Origin of the sequence: Diaminobutyricibacter sp. McL0608, from assembly GCF_039613825.1 — a bacterium.
Taxonomy (GTDB): Bacteria; Actinomycetota; Actinomycetes; order Actinomycetales; family Microbacteriaceae; genus Diaminobutyricibacter.
In genome coordinates, this window is record NZ_CP154826.1 from 1,405,659 (window position 1) to 1,422,099 (window position 16,441).

Annotated in this window: 15 protein-coding genes; 13 read left to right on the forward strand and 2 right to left on the reverse strand. The window is 66.7% G+C overall.

What is annotated here, in order from left to right; genetic code table 11:
• Positions 1 to 57 precede the first annotated feature (57 nt).
• Both AAYO93_RS06545 and AAYO93_RS06550 read left to right on the forward strand, forming a co-directional pair.
• Complete coding sequence (locus AAYO93_RS06545; protein WP_345764192.1) at positions 58 to 726, forward strand: TetR/AcrR family transcriptional regulator; 669 nt, start codon at positions 58 to 60, stop codon at positions 724 to 726.
• 46 nt (positions 727 to 772) lie between these two features.
• On the forward strand, positions 773 to 1,666 hold the full coding sequence (locus AAYO93_RS06550; protein ID WP_345764193.1) for an SGNH/GDSL hydrolase family protein: 894 nt from the start codon (positions 773 to 775) through the stop codon (positions 1,664 to 1,666).
• Between the two features lie 57 nt (positions 1,667 to 1,723).
• Here AAYO93_RS06550 and AAYO93_RS06555 read toward each other — a convergent pair whose 3' ends face one another.
• Positions 1,724 to 2,578: a sugar phosphate isomerase/epimerase family protein gene (locus AAYO93_RS06555; protein WP_345764194.1), complete on the reverse strand. Its 855-nt coding sequence runs from the start codon at positions 2,576 to 2,578 to the stop codon at positions 1,724 to 1,726.
• A 197-nt stretch (positions 2,579 to 2,775) separates the two neighbouring features.
• Here AAYO93_RS06555 and otsA point away from each other — a divergent pair, with 197 nt between their 5' ends.
• A complete protein-coding gene (otsA, locus tag AAYO93_RS06560; protein WP_345764831.1) occupies positions 2,776 to 4,257 on the forward strand; it encodes an alpha,alpha-trehalose-phosphate synthase (UDP-forming) in 1,482 nt (493 codons plus the stop codon).
• A 10-nt stretch (positions 4,258 to 4,267) separates the two neighbouring features.
• Complete coding sequence (otsB, locus tag AAYO93_RS06565) at positions 4,268 to 5,080, forward strand: trehalose-phosphatase (RefSeq protein WP_345764195.1); 813 nt, start codon at positions 4,268 to 4,270, stop codon at positions 5,078 to 5,080.
• 18 nt (positions 5,081 to 5,098) lie between these two features.
• Here the strand turns inward: otsB and AAYO93_RS06570 are convergent, their stop codons facing one another.
• Positions 5,099 to 6,067 carry a magnesium transporter CorA family protein gene (locus AAYO93_RS06570; RefSeq protein ID WP_345764196.1) on the reverse strand — a complete coding sequence of 323 codons (969 nt, stop codon included), beginning with the start codon at positions 6,065 to 6,067 and terminating at the stop codon, positions 5,099 to 5,101.
• A gap of 74 nt (positions 6,068 to 6,141) precedes the next feature.
• Here AAYO93_RS06570 and AAYO93_RS06575 point away from each other — a divergent pair, with 74 nt between their 5' ends.
• The 9 genes from AAYO93_RS06575 to AAYO93_RS06615 all read left to right on the forward strand — a co-directional run bounded on the left by AAYO93_RS06575 (position 6,142) and on the right by AAYO93_RS06615 (position 16,424).
• A complete protein-coding gene (locus tag AAYO93_RS06575) occupies positions 6,142 to 7,110 on the forward strand; it encodes an ABC transporter ATP-binding protein (RefSeq protein ID WP_345764197.1) in 969 nt (322 codons plus the stop codon).
• Complete coding sequence (locus AAYO93_RS06580; protein WP_345764198.1) at positions 7,107 to 8,195, forward strand: ABC transporter permease; 1,089 nt, start codon at positions 7,107 to 7,109, stop codon at positions 8,193 to 8,195. Before AAYO93_RS06575 ends, AAYO93_RS06580 begins: the two co-directional genes overlap by 4 nt.
• A gap of 45 nt (positions 8,196 to 8,240) precedes the next feature.
• Entirely contained in the window at positions 8,241 to 9,935 is a 1,695-nt protein-coding gene (gene ilvD, locus AAYO93_RS06585) for a dihydroxy-acid dehydratase (RefSeq protein ID WP_345764199.1), read from the forward strand.
• Positions 9,936 to 9,980: 45 nt separating this feature from the next.
• The gene (locus tag AAYO93_RS06590; protein ID WP_345764200.1) at positions 9,981 to 11,783 is read left to right on the forward strand and encodes an acetolactate synthase large subunit; all 1,803 of its coding nucleotides are present in this window, start codon (positions 9,981 to 9,983) and stop codon (positions 11,781 to 11,783) included.
• Between the two features lie 3 nt (positions 11,784 to 11,786).
• Positions 11,787 to 12,296: an acetolactate synthase small subunit gene (gene ilvN, locus AAYO93_RS06595; protein WP_163290139.1), complete on the forward strand. Its 510-nt coding sequence runs from the start codon at positions 11,787 to 11,789 to the stop codon at positions 12,294 to 12,296.
• A gap of 26 nt (positions 12,297 to 12,322) precedes the next feature.
• Positions 12,323 to 13,351, forward strand: a complete 1,029-nt coding sequence (ilvC, locus tag AAYO93_RS06600) for a ketol-acid reductoisomerase (protein WP_345764201.1) — start codon at positions 12,323 to 12,325, stop codon at positions 13,349 to 13,351.
• Between the two features lie 96 nt (positions 13,352 to 13,447).
• Positions 13,448 to 14,197, forward strand: a complete 750-nt coding sequence (locus tag AAYO93_RS06605) for a copper homeostasis protein CutC (protein ID WP_345764202.1) — start codon at positions 13,448 to 13,450, stop codon at positions 14,195 to 14,197.
• Between the two features lie 105 nt (positions 14,198 to 14,302).
• Positions 14,303 to 15,895 carry a phosphoglycerate dehydrogenase gene (serA, locus tag AAYO93_RS06610; protein ID WP_345764203.1) on the forward strand — a complete coding sequence of 531 codons (1,593 nt, stop codon included), beginning with the start codon at positions 14,303 to 14,305 and terminating at the stop codon, positions 15,893 to 15,895.
• Positions 15,896 to 16,058: 163 nt separating this feature from the next.
• Positions 16,059 to 16,424 carry a YciI family protein gene (locus tag AAYO93_RS06615; RefSeq protein WP_345764204.1) on the forward strand — a complete coding sequence of 122 codons (366 nt, stop codon included), beginning with the start codon at positions 16,059 to 16,061 and terminating at the stop codon, positions 16,422 to 16,424.
• Positions 16,425 to 16,441: the final 17 nt, after the last annotated feature.

Sequence of the window (16,441 nt, forward strand, 5' to 3'; positions counted from 1 at the left end):
TACTCGAATGTATCGAATACACTGATGTATTCAAAACCGATTCAGGAAGGTTTCAGCTTGGACTCCTCAGCACTGATCGACGATGCACCGACCGAGTCGGCCCGACGCCAGAAGACGCGTGCGAGGCTGCTCGACGCCGCTTTCGAGATCTTCGCCGAGAACGGCGTGCACGCGTCGTCCGTCGAGATGATCACCGAGGCGGCGGGCTTCACGCGCGGCGCGTTCTACTCCAACTTCTCGACCAAGGAGGAGCTGTTCTTCGCGCTGATGGAACGTGAGAACGCACTCAGGATCGAGCAGCTCCAGGTGGGCGTGAGCGAATACCTCGGTCCGTTCGCGGAGCAGGGAGACGGCATTCGGGATGAGCTGGTCGGGAGCGTCATCGCGAAAGTGCTCGAACTTCAGTCCGACGATCGACGCTGGTGCCTGGTCCAGGGGGAGTTCATGCTGCTGGCGTTGCGCGATCCGGAGGTCGCGCGCTCGTACCTCGACTTCCAGAACCGCTTCTTCGTCGAACTGACGGCCATCGTGGTCGGTGCGCTCGGCTCGGTCTCGCGACGTTTCGTGATCGACCCCCTCGAAGCAGTCCGGATCATCGCAGAGCTCTGCGCGAGCGCTGAGCAGAACGCCATTCTCGCCGGTGACCAGCGGCCGTTGTCTGAGCGGGTGTCGGAGAGCATGCCCGCCGTCGTGCTGGCACTGACCGAGAAGATTCCCGCGAAATAGCTGAGGAGTTTTGCCGACGCTCTCTCCGGCGGGTAGCGTCGATCGGATGCGTCGACGTACTCTCCTGATCACCACGGCAGCCGTGGTGGGCGTGCTCGCGCTCGCCGCAGGCGCGTGGGCGGTAGGGGCTTCGACAGCACCGGTGACCCCACCCGGCGACGGACGCGCGATCGCAGTGAAGAGCCCGGTTGCGACGCCGATTCCGAAGGCGGAGAACATGCCGCCCCTGCAACTGACAGGCGACACGCGGTATGTCGCGCTCGGAGACTCGTTCGCCGCAGGCATGGGAGCCGGGGATGAGCACGGCGGCTGCGCGCGAAGTGTGTTGTCGAGCTATCCCGCGGTCTTCGCGGGCGACACAGGGGTTCGCCTGCTGCACAATGCTTCGTGCAGCGGAGCCACCACGGACGACCTGGTGAACAAGCAGTTGTGGGCGTTGAACGGCGATGTGGACCTGGTCAGCGTCAGCATCGGGGGAAACGATCTCGGAGTCGCTGCGCTGGCGACGGCGTGCGATTCGGGTGCGACCGCCGACTGCAAGAGCGACTTCGCCGCAGCGGTCGACGCGATCGGGCAGCTGACCGACCGGCTCGCGACGACCTACCAGGCGATCGCCGAGGCCGCACCGAACGCCCGCATCGTCGTGACCGGCTATCCGCTGCTGTTCGAGCTGCCGGCGACCAGCAATCCGGAGTTCGCGACGACGGCCGCCGTGAACACGGCGACGGCGGCACTCAACGCCGACGCCGAGTCCGCCGTCACCCGCCAGCAGGAGCGGGGCGTGAAGATCTGGTACGTGCCGGTGAGCTTCACGGGTCACGGCGTGGGTAGTGCGAAGCCGTGGGTCAACACGAAGGGTTTCGCGGCTTACCACCCGACGGCGGCCGGTTACCGTGAGTACGCGCGCACCTTCGAGACAGCCCTGACCGGACGGCATTGACCAGCCGTCACCGACCAGCCTCACTGACGCGCCGACTGCCCCTCCGACTGACGCGGTTCAGCGCGAACCGGGCATGCGTGCCGCAAGTGCGCGTCGCGACGGAGAGAAACGGGGCCGTCGGGGCACTGTCGCATGCAGACGGGCGAAATCGAGGGTCTCGACGAGCATCTCGAGGCGCTCCTGCTCGGTCCGTGCCTTGCGCGTGTTGACCTCCGCGACGACGTTGCCCGTCCAGCCCTCGGTCCCGAGGAGTTCGAGGACCTCCGCGACCGGCTGGCTCCCGTAGCCGGGCAGCAGGTGCTCGTCGAAGACGCGTCCATCGTCGAGCGACCCCGAGCCGTCGCACAAGTGGACATGACGCAGGCGCTCACCGAAGTCGCGTGCGAGCTCGAACCCGTCCTGTCCGCTGAGTGCCGCATGCGAGAAGTCGAGCGTCACCGCGTCGCAGTCCATCTTGCGCGGATCCCAGCCCGGCGAGTACGCCTTGAGGCTCCGGCCCGCGACCTTCCACGGGAACATGTTCTCGACCGCGATCTCGACCCCGTAGTGCTGCTGCGTCTCGCGCACGATCTGGAGGAAGTTGTCCGCGTATCCAGCCTGCCAGCGGAAGGGCGGATGCACTACCACGGTGGAGGCGCCGACGGATCGCGCCAGGTCGGCCGAGCGTTCGAGCTTCACCATGGGGTCGCGACCCCAGACGAAGTGGGTGAGAAGCAGCACCGGTGCGTGGATCGACATGATGGGCATGTCGTATTTGGCGGACAGTGCGAGGAGGGAACTGGGATACTGCGTGGTCTCGTCGTTCGTGACCATCACTTCGACACCGTCGTAACCGGCGAGACGCGCGAAGCGGAATCCGTGCTCCGTCGATAACGGATACACGCAGGACGTGCTCATGCCGATTCGTAGCATCACGGCGAGTGTAGCCAGCGCACCTGAACGGCGGATGACCGTCGCCGGAACCGCAGGGGAACCGCGGAGGGCCGTCATCCCGGCCACGCTGGTAGCCTGAAAGGAGTGCGTAACCCGGCGGACGACGACGGACAGGACTCACCATCTCAGCTCACAACGGCCACGACGACGACAGCCGCGCAGACCCGACGTACGACCTGGTCATCGTCTCGAACCGACTTCCCGTCGACCGTGTGACCGGTGACGACGGGTCGGCCTCGTGGCGGCCTTCGCCCGGCGGGCTCGTCGCAGCCCTCGAGCCGGTGATGCGGCAGGAGGACGGTGTCTGGATCGGCTGGGCCGGTGTCGCCGACGAGCAGATCGACCCGTTCGAGGCCGACGGGATCAGCATCCTGCCCGTTCCGCTGAGCGAGCAGGAGATCGAGGAGTATTACGAGGGCTTCTCCAACGACACCCTGTGGCCGCTCTACCACGACGTCATCGCGCCCCCGAGCTTCCATCGTGAGTGGTGGGATGCGTACCTGCGCGTGAACCGGCGGTTCGCGGATGCGGCGGCCCGCGCATCCGCACCCGGTGCTGTCGTGTGGGTCCACGACTACCAGCTCCAGCTGGTGCCCGCGATGCTGCGCGAGGCACGACCCGACCTGGTGATCGGATTCTTCAACCACATCCCCTTTCCTCCGTACGGCATCTATTCGCAGCTGCCGTGGCGCCGCCAGATCATCGACGGACTGCTCGGCGCGGACGTGATCGGGTTCCAGCGCCTGGCGGATGCGGGCAACTTCTCTCGCGCGGTGCGCCGGCTCAAGGGTTTCGAGACGCGCGGACCGATCATCGAGGTGCCGATCGTGTCGGACGATCCGTCCTCCGGGTCGCACCGCCACGTGACCACGAACCGGCACGGTGGGCTCGTGCGAACGGTGCTCGCCCGGCAGTTCCCGATCTCGATCGACACCCAGAAGTACCAGGACCTGGCGAATCGTCCCGAGATCCAGGAGCGCGCCCGCCAGATCCGCGAAGACCTCGGCAACCCGACCACGATCATGCTCGGTGTCGACCGTCTCGACTACACGAAGGGCATCGGTCACCGCCTGAAGGCGTTCGGCGAATTGCTGGCCGAAGGCCAGATCGCGGTCGACGACGTCACGCTGGTGCAGGTGGCGAGCCCCAGCCGCGAACGGGTGGAGACGTACCGGTTGCTGCGCGACGAGATCGAGCTCACGGTCGGCCGCATCAACGGCGACTACAGCAGCATCAGCCACACGGCGATCTCCTACCTGCACCACGGGTATCCCCGCGAAGAGATGGTGGCGCTGTACCTCGCGGCCGACGTGATGCTCGTCACCGCGCTCCGCGACGGCATGAACCTGGTCGCCAAGGAGTACGTCGCCAGCCGTGTCGACGAAGACGGCGTGCTCGTGCTCAGCGAGTTCGCCGGCGCAAGTGATGAGCTTCGCCAGGCGCTGCTGATCAATCCGCACGACATCGAAGGCCTCAAAGAGACGATGATGTCGGCGATCGCGATGCCGAGGCGCGAGCGTGCCCGTCGCATGCGCGCGCTGCGCAAACGAGTGATCACGAATGATGTCGCGCGCTGGTCCGCGTCGTTCCTCGATGCACTGACCCGCAGCGCGCACGGAGACCACCCGCTGCAGAATCCGCCGACCAACCGAGGATGAACTGAAGACGATGACGAACACCGCTCCACCCAGCCGCGCAGAGTCGGCACTGGCGCTCGCCGAAGCGCTGAAGCTGGCTGCCGGCGCAGACCGGCTCCTCCTCGCCCTCGATTTCGACGGAACACTCGCGCCATTCGTCGACAAGCCGCGAAGCGCCAGGGCGCTCCCGCAGGCGAAGGCCGCTCTCGACCGGCTCGAACGCCTGCCTGCGACGTGGGTCGCCTTCGTCTCCGGCCGACCCCTCGCAAGCCTCGAAGAGGTCACCGAGGCGGATGCGGATGCACTGCTCATCGGCTCGCACGGCGTCGAGTTGCGGTTCGGTCGCGACGGCGCCTCGCTGGATCTCACCGACGACGAGAATGCGACGCTCGCGCGGCTCGGCGAGCTGCTCGGCGCCATTGTCGACGCGACTCCCGGTACGCGTCTCGAGGTGAAGCCTGTCGGGTTCGGCGTCCACACACGCAACCTCGACGAGGAGGTCGCCGCCCGCACCAACGCCGCGGCCTACGACGCCGCCGCACGGGTCGGCGGTGACCTGACCGTCCGCGACGGCAAGGACATCCTCGAGTTCTCCGTCCGCGGTGCGAACAAGGGAGACGGCATCGCGCGGCTTCGTGACCACGTGGATGCGACAGCGGTGCTCTTCGCCGGCGACGACGTGACAGATGAAGACGGGTTCGCCGTTCTGAAGCCGGGCGACGTCGGCATCAAGGTCGGCGAGGGCGACACCGCCGCGCGGTTCCGCGTCGCCGACCCGGAGACGATCGCAACCCTCCTGGGGATGCTCGCGGACGCTCGTGAGGCCTGGGCGGCACGCCGCTAGCTTCCCGGGTCGGAACGGTCAGAGCCAGTCGTTGCGCTTGAAGGCGAAGTAGAGAGCGACCGAGCCGACGACGATCAGCGCGCTCGAGAAGATGAAACCCCACTGGGTTGCGAACCCGGGATATGGCAGGTTCTGGCCGTAGAAGCCGGTGATGGCCGTCGGCACGGCGATGATCGCAGCCCAGCTCGTCACCTTCTTCATGATGAGGTTCATCCGGTTGCCCTGCAGGCTGATGTTGGTCTCGAGCACGGTGTTCACCAGGTCGCGCAGGGACTCCGTCCACTCCGTCGCCCGCAGGACGTGGTCGTAGACGTCCTGGAAGTACGGCCCCATGCTCGTGTCGATCGCTTCGAGGTCCCGGCGCATCAGGGTGTTGACCACCTCGCGCATCGGCAGGATGACGCGCCGGAGCAGCACGAGGCTCTTGCGGAGCTCGAACGAGCGGCGCTGCAGTTCCGTCGACTTCGGTTTCGGGTCGAACAACGAATCCTCGAGCCCTTCGATCTGCGCGTCGAGTTCCTGCACGGTGTCGAAGTGCCCGTCGACGACGGTGTCGAGCAGGCCCCACAGCAGGAAGGTGACGCCGTGCACTGCGAGGTCGGGCTCTTTGTCCCAGCGTTCGACGACCGCGGCGATGTCGAACGACTTCTTGTGCACGGTCACCAGCGCACGTGGCGTGATGAACGCCTTGATCGACTGGTTCGTGAGGATCCCGGTCTTCTCGTCGAGATGGACGGCATAGGCGGCGAGGAAGAGGTGCGTGTCGTAACGGTCGAGTTTCGGGCGCTCGAAGTCGTTGATGGCGTCCTCTACGGCGAGCCGGTGCAGGCCGAGCTCCTCCTCGAGCGCTGCCAGGTCCTTCCTGGTCGGGTTCGTGAAATCGACCCAGACGGTCGCTGTCTCGTCCTCGATGTGGTCGGAGACATCGGCGAGCGGGAAGTCCTCGAGCTCGACGACGCCGTTGCGATACAGGCGCGTGTGAATCATGCGCTCATGTTAGGCCTGAGCGTTGCAGCCGACTGCTACAGTCGCTCGTGTCGACTTCGGGAGGGGGAGCGCACGTGAGCGAACACGCGTCCACAGCGGGGGATACGCCGCATCGGGGCATCATCGTGAACGGTCTGTCGAGAGCGTTCGACGGGGTACCGGTGGTGCGGGATGCGACCTTCGAGGTGCCCCCGGGGTCCGTCACCGCGCTGGTCGGGCCGAACGGTGCGGGCAAGACGACGGTCATGCTCATCCTGGCCAGCCTGCTGCAGCCGACCACCGGTTTCGTGCGCGTGGGCGGGTTCGATCCGGTGACCGACCCGGCCGCCGTGCGCGCGGTCATGGGTTGGATGCCGGACACCCTCGGTTCGTGGCCGACCCTCACCGTGCTGTCGACCATCCGCACCACCGCACGTATGTACGGGATCGACGCGGAAACGGCGACCCGTCGCGCCAACGACCTGGTCGAACTCGTGGGCCTGGGTGCGCTCGCCGATTCGCCGACCCGCGTCCTCTCCCGTGGCCAGAAGCAGCGGCTCAGCCTCGCACGCTCTCTGGTGCACTGGCCGTCGGTGCTCATCCTCGACGAACCGGCGTCGGGTCTGGACCCGGCGGCGCGGGCCGACCTCAGGGAGCTGATCCGGAGGCTCGCGGGCGACGGTGTGGCGATCCTCGTCTCGAGTCATGTGCTCGCCGAGCTGGAGGAGATGGCCGACAGCGCGGTGTACCTGACGGCAGGGCAGACGGCGTCGGCCGAGACGGTGGCACGCGCGACCGCGGCCCAGCGCCAGTGGCGCATCCGTGGACTCGACCGGGATTCCGTGCCCACCGCGCTCGCAGCACTCGGCGTCACGGGCGATCGCGTTCAGGTCGACAACCTCGGCACGCTCGTGACCGTCGCGGGCGAAGCGGATGCTGCCGCTCTGCTCCGCGCGCTCGTCTCGTCGGGAGTCGAGGTCAGCAGCTTCTCGCCTGCGGTCGGCGAGCTGGAGCACACGTTCCTCGATCTCAACCGCCCGAATCTCGAAGGGGAGCTGCGATGAGAAGGTTCCTTCCCGGACTGTGGCTGATCGTCGGCCTCGAACTCCGCCAGCGCGTGCGAGGGGCCGCCTGGTATGTGCTCATCGGCATCTTCGCGGTCGTGCTTCTCGCCGTGACCGGGCTCTTCACGTGGTTCACGGTGAGCACCCCCGGCGCGGATTCTGGTGGCCCGCTCTACTCCGTGATCATGTACATCGTCCTGCTGCTCAGCACACTGATGACGCCCGCACTGAGCGGGAGCGCGATCAACGGCGACCGCGACACCGGCACGCTGGCGACGACACAGGTCACGCTCATCACGACGGGTCAGCTGGTGGTGGGCAAGTTCCTCGCCGCCTGGGTGAGCGCGCTGGCGTTCCTGGTGGTGAGCCTGCCGTTCATCATCGTGGCCGTGACCCTTGGCGGGCTGAGCCCGGTCACCATCGTCACGTCGGCGCTGATCCTGGTCGCCGAACTCGGCGTCTTCGCGGCGATCGGCGTCGGCCTGTCCGGGCTGCTTTCCCGGCCGCTGTTCTCGGTCGTGGTCAGCTACCTCACGATCGCGGCGCTCTGCGCGGGGTCGCTGATCTCCTTCGGACTCCTGACGTTGGTCACGCGCAGCGACGTCACCGTCACGCAGACCAACGTCTCGGCCTCGTCCGGCGATCCGTCGACCACGGACCCGTCGCAGATCCAATGCGATCCGCCGACGACCTACACGTACCCGGTGCCGCGCTACGACTACTACTGGTGGATGCTCGCCTCGAACCCGTATGTCGTGGTCGCCGACGCGACACCCGGGTCGTTCACGAGCGCCGGCTCCCCGGCCGACCTCTTCAGCATCATCGCCACGGGGGTGCGCTCCGCACAGCACGCTCCGCCGCTCACCGTGGTCGATGACTACTGTGCGCAGGTGAAGGCCGAGGCCAACGGCAACCACGACACCACCAGCGGACCGACGTCGAAGGAGGTCTACGACTCTTCTGTTCCGTCGTGGTTCGTCGGTCTCGGCATCCACATCCTGCTCGCTGCGGGTCTGCTGGCCGGCGCCTGGGCTCGCACCCGCACCCCCGCGCGGCGGCTCTCGAAAGGCAGCCGCATCGCCTGACGCCGCGTGAAAAATCCGGGGCCGTGGTCGTTCTAGACTCGTCACATGCCTGAAATCGACTGGAAACCGCGTTCGCGGGTTGTCACTGACGGGATCGAAGCCACCACCAGCCGCGGAATGCTCCGCGCGGTCGGTATGGGCGACGCCGACTGGGAGAAGCCCCAGATCGGTATTGCGAGCTCATGGAACGAGATCACGCCGTGCAACCTCTCCCTCGACAGGCTCGCCCAGGGTGCGAAAGAGGGCGTGCACTCGGGCGGCGGCTACCCCCTTCAATTCGGCACGATCTCCGTCTCCGACGGCATCTCGATGGGCCACGAGGGGATGCACTTCTCGCTCGTCTCCCGTGAGGTGATCGCCGACTCCGTCGAAACGGTCATGATGGCCGAGCGTCTCGACGGCACCATCCTTCTCGCCGGGTGCGACAAGTCGCTCCCCGGCATGCTGATGGCCGCCGCGCGACTCGACCTCGCCGCCGTGTTCCTCTACGCGGGCTCCATCGCACCCGGCTGGGTCAAGCTCTCCGACGGCACGGAGAAGGACGTCACGATCATCGACTCGTTCGAGGCGGTCGGCGCGTGCAAGGCCGGCAAGATGAGCGAAGAGGACCTCAAGCGTATCGAGTGCGCCATCGCTCCCGGCGAGGGTGCCTGCGGCGGAATGTACACAGCGAACACGATGGCGTCCGTCGCGGAGGCGCTCGGGATGAGCCTTCCCGGCTCGGCCGCGCCGCCCTCGGCGGACCGTCGCCGTGACTACTTCGCGCACCGTAGCGGTGAGGCCGTCGTCAACCTGCTCAAGCTCGGCATCACCGCACGGGACATCCTCACGAAGAAGGCTTTCGAGAACGCGATCGCCGTCGCGATGGCCTTCGGCGGCTCGACCAACGTCGTGCTCCACCTCCTGGCCATCGCCCGCGAGGCGGAGGTCGATCTCACCATCGACGATTTCAACCGCATCGGCGACACGATCCCGCACATCGGCGACCTGAAGCCGTTCGGCAAGTACGTGATGAACGACGTCGACCGCCACGGCGGAGTGCCTGTCGTGATGAAGGCTCTCCTCGACGCCGGCCTGCTGCACGGCGACTGCCTGACCGTCACCGGCAAGACGGTCGCCGAGAACCTGGCCGAGATCAACCCTCCCGCCCCGGACGGCGAGGTGATGCGCACGCTCGACAACCCGATCCACAAGACGGGTGGCATCACCATCCTCAAGGGTTCCTTTGCACCCGAGGGCGCCGTCGTCAAGACGGCCGGCTTCGACGCCGACGTGTTCGAGGGGCCGGCTCGCGTTTTCGAGCGCGAGCGGGCGGCGATGGATGCGCTCACGGAGGGCTCGATCAGCGCGGGCGACGTCGTCATCATCCGCTACGAGGGCCCGAAGGGCGGTCCGGGGATGCGCGAGATGCTCGCGATCACCGCGGCCATCAAGGGCGCCGGCCTCGGCAAGGATGTACTACTATTGACAGACGGTCGATTCTCAGGCGGCACAACCGGACTGTGTATCGGCCACATAGCACCCGAAGCGGTGGACGCAGGTCCGATCGCATTCGTGCGCGATGGTGATCTGATACGGGTCGATATCGCAGCTCGCTCCCTCGACCTACTTGTCGACGATTCCGAGCTTGCCGCCCGCCGTGAAGGCTGGGCACCGCTTCCACCGCGCTATACCCGTGGCGTTCTCGCAAAGTATTCGAAGCTCGTGCATTCCGCCGCGGAAGGCGCGATAACCGGGTAGCTTGCGCTCTCATCATCCGTTTCGTACGTAGGGATTCGCTCACTCATGTCCACGGAACCACCAACGACAGTGTTACCAACTCCGCAGCCCGGCAGGGCCGCGCCCGAGCAGCTCACCGGAGCCGAATCGGTCGTACGCACGCTCGAGCTGCTCGGAATCGACGTCGTCTTCGGGCTGCCCGGAGGCGCGATCCTTCCCATCTATGACCCGCTCATGGATTCGAAGAAGATCCGCCACATCCTGGTCCGCCACGAACAGGGCGGGGGACACGCAGCGGAAGGCTATGCGGCGGCCACCGGCAAGGTCGGCGTCGCCATGGCGACGAGCGGCCCGGGCGCGACGAACCTGGTCACGGCCATCATGGACGCGCACATGGACTCGGTTCCGACGCTGTTCATCACCGGCCAGGTGTTCTCGACCCTGATGGGCACCGACGCATTCCAGGAGGCCGACATCGTCGGCATCACCATGCCGATCACGAAGCACTCGTTCCTCGTGAAGAGTGCTGCAGAGATCCCGGCCACGATCGCGGCCGCCTATCACATCGCAGGTACGGGCCGTCCCGGTCCCGTGCTCGTCGACATCACGAAGGACGCCCAGCAGGAGACGGTTCCGTTCGTCTGGCCGCCGAAGATCGACCTGCCGGGGTATCGTCCGGTGACGAAGGCGCACGGCAAGCAGATCCTCGCTGCCGCCCAGCTCCTCGCCGATGCGAAGAAGCCGATCCTCTACGTGGGCGGCGGCGTGATCCGCGCCCGCGCATCCGAGGAGCTGCTGGCTCTCGCCGAGGCGACAGGCGCACCGGTGACCACGACGCTGATGGCGCGTGGCGCTTTCCCGGACTCCCACGCCCAGCACCTCGGCATGCCCGGGATGCACGGCACGGTGCCGGCGGTGCTCGGGCTGCAGGAGGCCGACCTGATCGTGTCTCTCGGTGCGCGGTTCGACGACCGCGTCACCGGCAAGACCGCGCTCTTCGCACCGAACGCGAAGATCGTCCATGTCGATGTCGACCCCGCGGAGATCTCCAAGATCCGCACGGCCGACGTCCCGATCGTCGGCGATGCCAAGGACGTCATCGTCGATCTCACCACCGCGTTCCGTCAGGCGACCAAGGACGGGGCTCCCGATCTCGTCGAATGGTGGACGTACCTCAACGGACTCCGCGAGGAGTTCCCTCTCGGGTACGCGCCGACGACGGACGGCCTGATGGCCCCGCAGTACGTCATCAAGCGCATCGGGGAGCTGACCGGGCCCGAGGGCATCTTCACCGCGGGTGTCGGCCAGCACCAGATGTGGGCTGCCCAGTTCATCAAGTACCAGCGCCCGAACTCCTGGCTGAACTCCGGGGGAGCGGGCACGATGGGCTACTCGGTGCCTGCGGCGATGGGTGCGAAGGTCGCACAGCCGGAGCGCGTCGTGTGGGCGATCGACGGTGACGGCTGCTTCCAGATGACGAACCAGGAGCTCGCCACCTGCACCATCAACAACATCCCGATCAAAGTGGCGATCATCAACAACTCGTCGCTCGGAATGGTGCGGCAGTGGCAGACGCTCTTCTACAACGGCCGCTACTCGAACACCGATCTGAACACCGGGCATGACACCATGCGCGTCCCGGACTTCGTGAAGCTGGCCGAGGCGTACGGCGCGCTCGGCATCCGCGTGACGAAGGAAGAGGACGTGGATGCGGCCATCAAGCTGGCACTCGAGACCAACGACCGTCCGGTCGTGATCGATTTCGTCGTGAGCGCGGATGCGATGGTCTGGCCGATGGTGCCGCAGGGCGTCAGCAACAGCTACGTGCAGTACGCGAAAGAACACAGCCCCGCATTCGAGGAGGAGTAAGCCATGAGCACCCACGTCCTGTCCCTCCTCGTCGAGGACAAACCCGGACTGCTGACCCGTGTCGCCGGTCTCTTCGCCCGTCGCGGGTTCAACATCGAGAGCCTCGCGGTCGGTACGAGCGAGGTCGACGGCCTGTCTCGCATCACCGTGGTGGTCGATGTCGAGGACCTTCCGCTGGAGCAGGTCACCAAGCAGCTCAACAAGCTGATCAACGTGATCAAGATCGTCGAGCTCGACCCGGCCCAGTCGGTGCAGCGCGAACACCTGCTGATCAAGGTGCGCGTCGACAACTCGACGCGGTCGCAGGTGCTGGAGGCGGTCAACCTGTTCCGTGCACGCGTCGTCGATGTCGCGACGGATGCGCTGGTGATCGAGGTCACCGGCGACAGCGGGAAGACCCAGGCACTGCTCAAAGTGCTCGAACCGTACGGAATCAAGGAGATGGCGCAGTCCGGGCTTCTCGCGATCGGACGCGGCTCGAAGTCCATCACCGAACGCGTATTCAAAAACTGAACCACATCACTAAGGAGAAACAACAAGTGGCTGAGATCTATTACGACAACGACGCCGATCTGTCGATCATCCAGGGCAAGAAGGTCGCCGTCATCGGCTACGGCTCGCAGGGGCACGCGCACGCGCAGAACCTCCGCGACTCGGGCGTCGAGGTCGTCGTCGGCCTGAAGGAGGGCTCGAAGTCGAAGCCCAAGGCCGAAGAGGCCGGGTTCCAGGTCCTGAGCGCGGCCGAAGCCGCCAAGTGGGCGGATGTGATCGTGATCCTCGCTCCCGACCAGGTGCAGCGCCACCTGTACGCCGACGACATCCAGCCGAACCTGTCCGAGGGCGACGCGCTCGTCTTCGGCCACGGCTTCAACATCCGCTTCGGCTACATCGAGGCACCCGAGGGCGTCGACGTCATCATGGTCGCCCCGAAGGGCCCGGGCCACACGGTTCGCCGTGAGTACGAAGCCGGCCGCGGCGTCCCGGTGATCGTCGCCGTCGAGAAGGATGCGACCGGCAACGCCTGGCCTCTGGTCCTCAGCTATGCCAAGGGCATCGGCGGGCTTCGTGCCGGCGGCATCAAGACCACCTTCACCGAGGAGACCGAGACCGACCTGTTCGGTGAGCAGGCGGTGCTCTGCGGCGGTGTCTCGCAGCTGGTCCAGTACGGTTTCGAGACGCTCACCGAGGCCGGCTACCAGCCGCAGGTCGCCTACTTCGAGGTGCTGCACGAGCTGAAGCTCATCGTCGACCTGATGTGGGAGGGCGGCATCGCCAAGCAGCGCTGGAGCGTCTCCGACACGGCCGAGTACGGTGACTACGTCTCCGGCCCGCGTGTGATCGACCCGCACGTCAAGGAGAACATGCAGGCCGTGCTCGCCGATATCCAGGACGGCACCTTCGCTGCGCGCTTCATCGCCGACCAGGACGCGGGAGCACCCGAGTTCTTCGCACTCCGTGCCAAGGGCGAGGCTCACCCGATCGAGGCGACCGGCCGCGAACTCCGCAAGCTGTTCGCGTGGAACGCTTCGAACGACGACGACTACGTCGACGGCGAAGTCGCACGCTGACGCAGCTGATTGATCGCCCGAGTCGTCACCAACTCCCCATATCCTCTGCGGGTTCGGGTAGTTGGTGACGACTCGCTGATTCCGGGGAGGACGACTGTGGCCGCTGGGCTTGCTGTCGAGATCGCGGTCCAGGACCCCGCCGGCGTACGCGTCGCGCTCGAGGCCGGAGCCGATCGAATCGAGCTCTGCTCGGCGCTCGGGGTGGGCGGTCTGACGCCGTCGGCCGGGATGATCGCGACCGCCGTCGCCGCGGCCAGGCGGTCGGATCGCGACAGGTTCGTGCACGTCCTCGTCAGGCCCCGCCCCGGCGGCTTCGTCTACACCGACGACGAGCTCGGATTGTGCGTCGCCGACATCATCGCCGCCCGCGAAGCCGGCGCCTCGGGTGTCGTCGTCGGTGCGCTGACAGCGGACGGCGGGATCGACCGGGGAGCGGTCGAGGCCTTCGTCGCCGTCGCCGGTCCGCTCGAGGTCACCTTCCACCGTGCGATGGATGCCGCCGAGGACCCTCTCGCCACCGTCGATGCCCTGGTCGACCTGGGTGTCGCGCGCATCCTCACGTCGGGTGCGGCGCCGCGCAGCATCGAGGGCGCGGATGCGCTGGCCGCGATCGTCGCGCAAGCGGCAGGCCGCATCCAGGTCATGGCCGGCGGGGGCGTGACCGTTCCGGACATCGCCGGTCTCGCCGGTACGGGTGTGGATGCTGTGCACCTGTCTGCACGCGCCACCGTCAGCGGGCCGCCGAGCGGGCCCGGCGGGGGCGACGCGAGCTACGACGTGACCGATCCCCAGGTCGCAACGGCGGCGGTCGCCGCGGCTCGTTCGCTCGGCCGACCTCCGGCGTAACGGTGCGAAACCGGGCCTGCGCCTGCCGGTAAAGTGTGTGGTGACCGCGCCCCGATGACAGTGGCGCCAGCATCCCAAGCCTGCTCCAATCGAAGGAACTGCCACGTGACAAAGCCGGTCGTCCTGATCGCCGAAGAACTTTCGCCCGCCACCGTCGATGCCCTCGGGCCAGACTTCGAGATCCGGTCGGTCGACGGCACCGACCGGCCCGCCCTACTGGCCGCGCTCGCGGATGCGGAGGCGGTCCTCGTGCGGTCCGCGACGAAGGTCGATGCTGAAGCGATCGCCGCCGCTCCGAAGCTGCGCGTCATCGCGCGCGCGGGAGTCGGTCTCGACAACGTGGATATCAAGGCGGCGACCACAGCCGGTGTCATGGTGGTCAACGCGCCGACCTCGAACATCATCTCGGCCGCTGAGCTGACCGTCGGCCACATCCTGAGCCTCGCCCGCCACATTCCCGCCGCCCACAGCTCGCTCGCGCAGGGCCAGTGGAAGCGTTCGACGTACACGGGCGTGGAGCTCTACGAGAAGATCGTCGGAATCATCGGCCTCGGCCGCATCGGTGCGCTCATCACCGCCCGCCTCCAGGCGTTCGGCACCAAGGTGATCGCCTACGACCCGTACGTGACCTCTGCGCGTGCACAGCAGCTGGGTGTTCAGCTGGTGACCCTCGACGAGCTGCTGGCCGAGTCGGACTTCATCACCATCCACATGCCCAAGACCCCCGAGACGACCGGCATGATCAGCGACGACCAGTTCGCCCTGATGAAGCCGACCGCGTTCATCGTGAACGTCGCCCGCGGCGGCCTCATCGACGAAGAGGCTCTCTATCGCGCCCTCAGCGCGAAAGCGATCGCCGGCGCAGGCCTCGACGTGTTCGTGACCGAGCCGCCCGCCGAGTCGCCGCTCCTCGCTCTGCCCAACGTCGTCGTCACTCCGCACCTCGGTGCGTCCACCGACGAAGCACAGGAGAAGGCGGGTGTCTCCGTCGCCAGGTCGGTGCGGCTGGCGCTCTCCGGTGAACTGGTGCCGGATGCGGTGAACGTCGCCGGGGGAGTCATCGACCCGTATGTGCGTCCGGGAATCCCGCTGCTCGAGAAGCTGGGCCAGGTCTTCTCCGGTCTCGCCCACAGCCCGCTCACCAGTGTGGACGTCGAGGTCCGCGGCGAGATCGTGGAGTTCGACGTGAGCGTGCTGAAGCTCGCCGCGCTCAAGGGCATCTTCACCAACGTCGTCAGCGAGAACGTCTCCTACGTGAACGCGCCGATCCTCGCAGAGCAGCGCGGCATCGAGGTGCGCCTGATCACCGACTCGGTCAGCGAGGAGTACCGCAACCTGCTCACCCTCCGCGGAGCTCTCAGCGACGGTTCGCAGATCTCAGTGTCCGGCACCCTGACCGGGACCAAGCAGATCGAGAAGCTCACCGAGATCAACGGCTACGATGTCGAGGTCCCGCTCGCGGAGCACCTGATCGTCATGATCTACGACGACCGTCCCGGAATCGTCGCGATCTACGGGCACGAGTTCGGCCAGGCGAACATCAACATCGCCGGCATGCAGATCGCGCGCACGTCCGCGGGCGGCAAGGCGCTCAGCGTGCTGACCGTCGACTCCCGCGTGCCGGAAGGTCTGCTCGAGACGGTGCGGATCGCCATCGACGCCGACCTCATGCACGAGATCGACATCACCGAGCAGTAAAGCTCGCCGCACACCGGTCCTGGTCGGGTCGTAGCCGCGGCGGTCGCACCGCGGTAGCGTACGAGATGCGCACTCTGGACAGAGAATCTTCGGGTTCCTGTCGATTTCGCGGGGTCTCGCACGTCGTACGGATGTCAACCGACCACAAGACCAAGGAGTGATGATGGCCGAAGAGTACATTGTCCTGATCCGTGAACCGGAATGGGACCCGTCGAAGGTGTCAGAAGAGGACTGGAAAGCCGAAACGGCTGCCCACGCGGCATTCGCGCAGGCGGTGCAGGAGGCAGGGGCGCAGATCCTCGGCGGCGATGCCCTGATGCCGACGGCGACCGCCGTGAAGATCACACCCGGGCGTGACGGGGGTCCCGCCGTCTTCACCGACGGCCCGTTCACAGAGACGCGCGAGTATGTGACCGGGTACTACAAGATCGGTGTCCGCGACGCGGCACAGGCCCGTGAACTCGCGGCCCTGGTACCGACCGGCGGCTGGGTGGAGCTCTTCCCGGTCATGGACACCAACTCGATGTAGCGAAGCCCCGCGCGAGG